Origin of the sequence: Nocardia sp. NPDC060220 (assembly GCF_042727815.1) — a bacterium.
GTDB lineage: Bacteria > Actinomycetota > Actinomycetes > Mycobacteriales > Mycobacteriaceae > Nocardia.
The window spans coordinates 1-7,721 of record NZ_JBHWZY010000278.1 but is presented as its reverse complement, the minus strand read 5'-3'; the positions used below and the strand labels follow the sequence as shown (position 1 = coordinate 7,721).

General features: G+C 67.7%; 5 protein-coding genes. 1 reads left to right on the top strand and 4 read right to left on the bottom strand.

The features are described from left to right. Positions 1–22 precede the first annotated feature (22 nt). The 4 genes from ACFWF3_RS16330 to ACFWF3_RS16315 form a co-directional block, all read right to left on the bottom strand. Complete coding sequence (locus ACFWF3_RS16330) at positions 23–1,516, bottom strand: APC family permease (protein ID WP_378991568.1); 1,494 nt, start codon at positions 1,514–1,516, stop codon at positions 23–25. Then, entirely contained in the window at positions 1,513–2,595 is a 1,083-nt protein-coding gene (locus ACFWF3_RS16325) for a Glu/Leu/Phe/Val dehydrogenase dimerization domain-containing protein (RefSeq protein ID WP_378991570.1), read from the bottom strand. The genes ACFWF3_RS16330 and ACFWF3_RS16325 overlap by 4 nt, the downstream gene beginning before the upstream one ends. Before the next feature lie 259 nt (positions 2,596–2,854). Continuing rightward, positions 2,855–6,328: an indolepyruvate ferredoxin oxidoreductase family protein gene (locus ACFWF3_RS16320; protein WP_379314309.1), complete on the bottom strand. Its 3,474-nt coding sequence runs from the start codon at positions 6,326–6,328 to the stop codon at positions 2,855–2,857. 197 nt (positions 6,329–6,525) lie between these two features. Continuing rightward, positions 6,526–7,011, bottom strand: a complete 486-nt coding sequence (locus ACFWF3_RS16315) for an Lrp/AsnC family transcriptional regulator (RefSeq protein ID WP_379314308.1) — start codon at positions 7,009–7,011, stop codon at positions 6,526–6,528. 390 nt (positions 7,012–7,401) lie between these two features. Here ACFWF3_RS16315 and ACFWF3_RS16310 point away from each other — a divergent pair. Next, a partial coding sequence (locus tag ACFWF3_RS16310) for an ester cyclase (protein WP_379314307.1) occupies positions 7,402–7,721 on the top strand: 320 nt, incomplete at its 3' end.

The window sequence follows — 7,721 nt, the reverse complement described above, 5'->3', positions numbered from 1 at the left end:
GGGCCTCGGGTGTGCAGCGGGTCTATCGAACCGGTGTCAGTTCCGGTTCCGCGGAGTCGGGTCGCCTGCGACCGAGCACCGAGTGCCTGCGCCCGTAGGCGAAGTACACGATGACACCGAGTGCCATCCAGATCACGAAGCGCAGCCAGGTCTCGATCGAGAGGTTGACCATCAGCCACACGCAGGCCAGAGCGCCGAGAACGGGAACCACCGGGACGAACGGAACGCGGAACCCACGCGGCAGATCCGGACGGGTGCGACGCAGCACCAGCACCCCGATCGACACCAGGACGAACGCGACCAGTGTGCCGATATTGACCATTTCCTCCAGCGTGCCGAACTCGACGAAACCGGCCAGCAGTGCGCACACCACACCGACGAGCACAGTCAGCCGCACGGGTGTGCCCTTCTTGCCGGTCTGCGCGAGACCGCGAGGCAGCAGACCGTCGCGGGCCATGGCGAACAGCACCCGGGTCTGGCCGAGGAACATCACCATCACCACGGTCGACAGCCCGGCCAGCGCGCCGATGGCGATGATGTTCTTCACCCAGGTGGCGCCGTGGATGGCGAAGGCGGTGGCCAATGTGGCGTTGCCGTCGGCCAGTTCGGTGTAGGACACCATGCCGGTGAGGACCAGCGAGACCGCGATGTAGAGCACCGTCACGATCGCCAGCGACGCCAGAATGCCGCGCGGGACGTCGCGCTGTGGGTTGCGCGTCTCCTCGGCGGTGGTGGCGACCACGTCGAAGCCGATGAAGGCGAAGAACACCAGGCTGGCCGCGGCGAGCAGCCCGTACCAGCCGTAGCTGGTGCCACCGGAGCCGGTGAGGAAGGCGAACAGCGACTGGTGCATCCCCTCGGCCTTCTCCGACGGTTGCGCCGGCGGGATGTAGGGGGTCAGGTTCGACGGCTTGAAATACGTCGCGCCGACGACCAGCACCAGCGCGATCACGCCCAGCTTGATCGCGACGGCGATGGCCGACACCCGCGACGACAGCTTGGTCCCGGTGGCCAGCAGCACGCCGACCACCGCGATGATCACCACCGCGCCCCAGTCGAACTTCACCGTGCCGAGGTGGAGCACCGGCGCCGATGATCCGAGCACTTCGCCGAGGTACTGCGACCAGCCCTTGGCGACCACCGACACCGCGAGCGCGAACTCCAGGATCAGATCCCAGCCGATGATCCAGGCGATCACCTCGCCGAAGGTGGCGTAGGCGAAGGTGTACGCGCTACCCGCCACCGGCACGGTCGAGGCGAACTCCGCGTAGCACAGGGCGGTGAGCCCGCACGCGATCGCGGCGAAGACGAAGGCCAGCGACACCGCCGGTCCCGCCACCGTGCCCGCGGTGCGCGCGGTGAGGGTGAAGATGCCCGCGCCGATCACCACCGCCACACCGAAGATCGTCAGGTCCTTCGCCGTCAGATCCTTGCGGAGCTTGGCATCCGGATCGTCGGTGTCCCGGATCGACTGTTCGACCGACTTGGTCCGGAACAGGCTGCTCTTGTTCATCATCGCAGCGACCTCGGAATGGCATCGAGACGGCGCTCGGCGAACCGGTTGGCGGCGGCGCCGGTCCCGATCCCCTCGGTGATGGCGGCGGCGATGATCTCGCGGCAGCGCGGGTAGATGTCGGCGACCTCGGCTTCGACCTCGGCCGGCGTGGCGGCGCGCAGTTCACCGGCCACCTGGATGAGGCCACCGGCATTGGCCACGAAATCGGGCACCCAGGTGATGCCGCGGTCGGTGAGCGCCTGCTCGACCTCGGGTGTCGCGAGTTGGTTGTTCGCCGCACCGCAGATGAGCTTCGCCTCGATCGTCGCGGCGCTCGCCGCGGTGAGGGTGGCGCCCATCGCGCAGGGGGCATACACGTCGACCGGCGCGGTGGACACTGTCGACAGCAGCCGGACGGCGGGCAGTTCGTCGGTGATGCGCCGCAGCGCCGCCTCGTTCACATCGGTCACGCAGACCTCGGCGCCGTCGGCGAGCAGCAGGGCGGTGAGTTCGCGCCCGACCTTGCCGACACCCTCGACGCCGACCGTGCGCCCGGCCAGTGTCGGTGCGCCCCACACGAACTCGGCTCCGGCCCGCATCGAGTGGAAGACGCCGAGCGCGGTCAGCCGGGCACTGTCGCCGCTGCCGCCCGCGCCGACACTGCGGCCGGTGACGTGGCTCGTGTGCCGACCGATGACATCCAGATCGTCGGTGTTCGTGCCCACGTCACCGGCGGTGATGTAGCGCCCACCGAGGGTTTCGACGAACCGCCCGTAGGCGGCGAGCAGGTCCTCGCTCTTGTGGGTGGCCGGATCGCCGATGATCACCGCTTTGCCGCCACCGAGATCCACCCCCGCCGCCGCGGCCTTGTACGTCATTCCCCAGGACAGTCGCAGCACGTCTTGCAGGGCCGCGGATTCATCGGCGTACGGGTAGAAGCGGGTACCGCCGAGGGCGGGGCCGAGTGCGGTCGAGTGGATCGCGATGATCGCCTTCAGCCCGGATCTGTCGTCCTCGCAGAACACGACCTGCTCGTGGGCGCGGGCGCTGAGCTCGTGCGATCGGCCGAAGACTCCTGCTTCGGTGTGCGCAACGGTCACTGTCGATTTCCTTTCCGGTTCCGCGCACCAGGGTTGTGCCCTGGGCGGCGGGGTTGTGGTGCCGCGGGTCCGCGGCAGTTCAGTTGTGCCGCTGGTGCGGCGACGTAGTGGTGGCGCGGGTGCGCTGCGGCGCGGCGATGTGCTCAGCCGCTTGCCGCGGCGATGCACGTCGCAGTGGCTGGGTTCGCGTGGCGGTGAGGACGTGGTCGAGCGAACGCGGAGGTGGATGGTGCCGTGGGCTCGGTGGCAACGTCTCCCGTCAGGAGTCGATGCCGAGCTCGCGCAGCTGGGCGCGGTAGAGCTCGACATTGCCGAGCTTGATGTCCTCGTAGCCGCGCACGACGTCGGTCAGTGCGGCTGCCGCAGTGGCTGTTTCGTAATTCTCGGTGGTCAGATCATGTGCCAGCCGGCGCACCATGTCGGTGTAGTGGGCCAGCAGTTCGCGTTCGACCTTGCGGACATGGGCGTAGCCGAAGGGGTCGAGCCTGGTGCCGCGCAGGAACTTGCCCTTGGCCAGAACCTTCAGCGCCACATGCGACTTCGGCCTGAGCCCGATCTTCTTGTCCCGGCCCATCGCACGCAGCATCGGGGGATGCAGCTTGTAGGTGAGCTTCTCGCCGCCGGGTACCTGGGCTTGCACATCGGCGAGGAAGTCCGGGTCCACGAGCAGCCGGGCTACTTCGTACTCGTCCTTGTAGGCCGTGAACTTGAACAGCCCGCGCGCGACCGCCGCACTGAATTCGGTGCGCTCGGTGACCGAACGTTCTGCCGCCCAGACGGATTTGACCGTCTCGAGGTAGCGGTGCGCCACCTTCGCGTTCTGGTAGCCGATCAGCTGAGCCGCTCGCAGCTCCACGATCCGGCGCACCTCGCCCTCGAAGCTGGTGTTCGCCAGCAACTCCGCGGGCGCCACCGGCTGGGTGCGCCGCGGTCGGCCTGTGTCGACCGCCGCCGCGAACGCCGCCGGATCGGCGACGGCGACCCGCCCCCACCGGAACGCCGCGATGGTGGCGTTCACCGCGACACCGTTGATCCCGATGGCCTCCTCGATCGCCGCGACCGGCAGGCGCAGCCCGCCGTTCTGGACGGCCGCGCCCACGATCAGGAAATTGGCCGCTGCCGTGTTCCCGAACAGCGTCAGTGCCGCCGCGAGCGCGTCGAAGTGACTGATCGAATTCGTCACCGTGGCAAGCCGATCCAGCAGAGTGTCCGTCGCGGGGTAGGCCACCGACTTGTCGAAGACCATGTCGCCGGTCGGGGTCTGGCTCGTCGACGCCACTGCCACGGTGCTCGCCGCGTCGCCGTACTGGAGGTAGCGGGGGTCGGTGGCGGTGAGCAGGTCGACGGCGAGCAGGCAGTCGGCGCTGCCGGGGGTGAGCCGGTTGGCCGGCTCCAATTCCGTTGTGGAGAACCGCAGGTGGGACAGCACCGGGCCGGCCTTCTGGCTCAGGCCGATCTGGTCCAGGCTCTCCACCTCGTAGCCTGCGCGCAGGGCGGCGGTGGCCAGGACCTGGTTCACCGTCACGATGCCGGTGCCCCCGATTCCGGCGATCAGCACGTTCTGGGTGCGCTGCGGTGCGTCCACGTCCGGGTCGGCTACGGCAGGCGGCTCTATGGTCTTGCGCGGCTCGACCTTCCCCTTGTCCGGGACCACTTCCACCGTCACGAACGAGGGGCAGTCGCCGTCCAGGCAGCTGTAGTCGGTATTGCACGAGGTCTGATCGATGCGGGTCTTGCGCCCGAACTCGGTCTCGACCGGCTGCACCGACAGGCAGTTCGACTTGGCGCCGCAATCACCGCAGCCCTCACACACGGCCTCGTTGATCACCACCCGGGTATTGCGGGTCGGCAGTGTCCCGCGCTTGCGCTGCCTGCGGGCGTCGGCGGCGCAGTGCTGGTCATAGATCAGCACCGTGACGCCCTCGATCTCGCGCAGCAGTTTCTGCGCCTCGTCGAGCCGGTCGCGATGCAGGAGCAGCGTGCCCTTCGCCAGCGCTCGCTTGCTGTGCCGCTTCGGCTCATCGGCGCAGATGACGATCTTGCGGACACCCTCGGTGGTGAGTTTGTGGGTGAGCTGCGCGACGGTGATCCCGCCCTCCACGTCCTGGGCGCCGGTCATCGCGACGACCTCGTTCCAGAGCAGCTTGTAAGTGATGTTCACCCCGGCCGCGACGCAGGCCTGGATCGCCAGCTGCCCGGAATGGAAGAAGGTGCCGTCGCCGATGTTCTGGAACAGATGCGGCACATCGGTGAACGGCGCCTGCCCGATCCACTGGCTGCCCTCACCGCCCATCTGGGTGAGCCCGGTGACCGCGCTGTCGGTGCGCCCGGACATGGTGACCAGCGTGTGGCAGCCGATGCCGCCGCCGCCGATCGAGCCGTCGGGCAGGGCGGTGGAGCGGTTGTGCGGGCAGCCGCTGCAGAAATAGGGCGTCCGCTTGGCGGAGAGAACCTCCAGCGGAAGTGCCGGTGGCGCTGCCCTTTTCAGCTCCACCCGTCCGCGCAGCACCCGGCGCAGCGGCGCCAGCAGCCGTCCGGCGGTGAGCTCGCCGTCGACCGGCATCAGGCGCGCGCCGCGCTCGTCGCGCTTGCCGAGCACGCGCGGCGCGTCCGGGGTGCCGTAGAGGATCTCGCGGACCTGCGTTTCGATGAACGCGGTCTTGTCCTCGACGACGATCAACTGCTCGAGCCCGCGGGCGAACTCGGTGAGCGCGGCCGTGCCCAGCGGATAGGGCATGCCGATGCGCAGCAACCGGATTCCGGCGCGGTGCATGCTCGCCTCGTCGACACCCAGATCCAGCAGAGCCTGGCGGACCGCGTCGAAGGTGGTGCCGGTGGCCGCGATCCCCACCTTCGCCTCGGCCGGGTCCACCTCGACGACGTCGAGAGCGTTGGCCGCACCGTAGGCGTGCACCGTCGCCCAGCGTGGCCCGTAGAGGTCCGCTTCGGCGAGCACGCTGTCGGTCGGCGCCGCCATCGGTCGCTGTCGATAGACGAAAGGCGTTCCCTCCCACTGCACTTCGGGCACCGTCAGGGCGAGGTCGGCCACGCCCTCGTCGACCGTCCACGCCCCGTCGGCGACATCGGCCACGATCTTCAACGCCACCACGCACCCCGAGGCCCGCGACATCGCGATGCCCTGCATACCGAGGGTGATGATCTCCTCGGCATTGCGCGGGAACAGAACGGGCACCCCCATCGCGGCCAGCGAGCGTTCGCTCACCGCGGGCACGGTCGACGATTTCGAGGCCGGATCATCGCCCACCAGCAGCAGCACGCCGCCGCGCGGATTCACGCCGTACATGTTGGCGTGCCGGATGGCGTCGGTCGCGCGGTCGACGCCGGGACCCTTGCCGTACCAGACACCGACCACGCCGTCGTGGGTCGGCCGCCCGGCGGGCAGCTCGGCCTGGCTGCCCCAGACCGCGGTGGCGGCCAGTTCCTCGTTGAACCCGGGGACGAAGGTGATGTCGTGTTCGGTGAGTACCTCCGGCATGCCGAGCAGCATCTTGTCCACCCCGCCCAGCGGGCTGCCCTGGTAGCCGGAGACGAACGTCGCGACGCGGCGACCGGCGCGAATATCGCGCACATGCTGTTCCACCAGCAGCCGGGCGATGGCCTGGACCCCGGTCAGCAGCACCGGGCCAGCGCCGGAGCGGTAGCGATCGGCGAGGTCGTAGGGCGCGGCCGGCTCGGCCGACGGTCGAGCAGTCGCACAGACGACGGTGGTCATGAACGCCTCACCACACTTTCCACAACCCAGATCGTGAGCTGCGCAACGAAGGAACTTGCTATCGGTGCTGCGAAATGTGCCGTGGAGGGCAATCGGTGTCAACAGTCAGTCGAATAGTTGATCAGTCTGCTCAAAAGTGATCTGTACCACTGAGCTGGATGTATCAATCTGCTCGAGCGCGAGAGACCTGGGTCACATCACGGCTGAGGCGTCCGGTTCGTCAGATGCTCGACCAGTGGCAGGCTCCGATACCCGATCGGCGTGGCCAAGGCGAGCATGGTCTCGGTGTGGTTCACGCCGTCGATGGCGTGCACCCGCTGGATGATCTCCAGGAGATCCTGCTGCGATTGCGCGGCGATGCGCACCAGCAGATCGGCGCGGCCGGTGGTGGCGTGCACCTCGAGGACGTGCGGGAACCCGCGCAGCGTCTCGATGATCGGATCCATCTTGTTCTGATCGAGTTCGATGCCAAGGAAGGCGTGCACCGCGAACCCGATGGCCTGCACATCGATATCGGGCGGATAACCCCGCACGGCACCCGATGCCTCGAGCCGCTTCATCCGCGCCTGCACGGTATTGCGGGCGACCCCGAGTCGCTGGGCCAGCTCGAGAATCGGCGCCCGGGGGTCACGGGCCAGTTCGGCCAGCAACGCGGCATCGAGCGCGTCGAACTTGATGGTCATGGGCGCATTCTGACACGCACCGAACCCGGGAACCGCACACCTGATCTCAACCGTGCAGGGTCGGCCGGTAGACGAGTTCCTGGATATCGCCGTCGAGGCTGGAAAAGACATCGAACGTGTACGTGGTCGCCTCTTACCTTGCTTGCGAAAAAGGCGCACAATTATTCCGTACACCGGCTTCAAGGTTTGCGCCCGGTGGGGAGTTGAGTGCTTGCCGGGCAACATTCGGGGCGGGCATCCTCCGTGATGGCAACGTCCTCGTATCGGGTTGTGACGGCTGGATTCCGTCGGCCCGAGCGTCACACCGTGCTGAACGCCGGGCGTGGCGAAGGCTGCCTGTAGTGACGAGCCCCTTCGCCGGTTCGGCGTCACTACCAGTTAGGAAACGCCATGTCAGAGCAGAACAAGGCTTCAGCCAAGCGCATCTTCGACGCGTGGAACTCGCGAGACCTCGATGTCTTCGACGAAATCATGGCCGACGACTGCATCAACCACGATCCGCAGAACCCGTTCGCCGAGGTCCACGGCCCCGAAGGCCTCAGGCGGCTCGTGCAGATGTATCTCGCCGCTTTCTCGGATCAACGGTTCCTGATCAACGAACAGATCGCCGAAGGCGACTTCGTCACCACCCGATGGACGGGAACCGGAACCAATGACGGCGAGATGATGGGTATGCCCGCCACCGGCAAATCGGCAGTTGTTCAGGGAAT